This window comes from Rhodoferax ferrireducens, assembly GCF_003347515.1.
Taxonomy (GTDB): Bacteria; Pseudomonadota; Gammaproteobacteria; order Burkholderiales; family Burkholderiaceae_C; genus Rhodoferax.
Genome location: NZ_QEII01000286.1, coordinates 1 through 498, shown reverse-complemented (window position 1 = coordinate 498; position 498 = coordinate 1). Strand labels below are relative to the sequence as shown.

Annotated in this window: 1 protein-coding gene; it reads right to left on the bottom strand. The window is 63.9% G+C overall.

Annotated features, from left to right (window positions below; genetic code table 11):
- On the bottom strand, window positions 1–498 hold a 498-nt coding region (locus C5P05_RS17505), incomplete at both ends, for an alpha/beta hydrolase family protein (RefSeq protein ID WP_420130760.1).

Genomic DNA, 498 nt, shown 5'->3' with positions numbered 1-498 from the left:
CTGCCAAAGCCAGCACCGTGTAGCCGCCGGCCGAGTGTCCAAGCGCACCCACGCGAGGCCCTTGGCTGTCGGCCGTAATCCGATCCTTCCACGCTGGATCGGCCAGGATTGCATCAATGACCCTAGATGCTTGTCGCGGTCGCTCGTCGAAGTAGCGCTCGGGGCCCTTCTCCATCAGAGACCGGTCCTGCCAGTTGTCGCCGGGATGACGCAGTGCGGCGACCAGATAGCCGTTGCGGGCCAAGGCTTGCGCCAGCACGCTGTGCCCGGTCTCGGTGCCGCTGATGCCATGACTGAGCAGGATCAGCGCCTTGACCTTGTCGACGGGTTTGCCGCCGATGGCGACGTCAAGCTTGAATGGTCCCATGGGAATGGTTCGCGGCGCTGCCATCGTTGGGTAATACAAAGCGACCGTTATCGTAGGCGCATCCGGTGTCGTACCAGCGACCTGCATCTGCATCCAGCCGGCCTCGTACGCGTGCGCGTGTCCTGCGACGA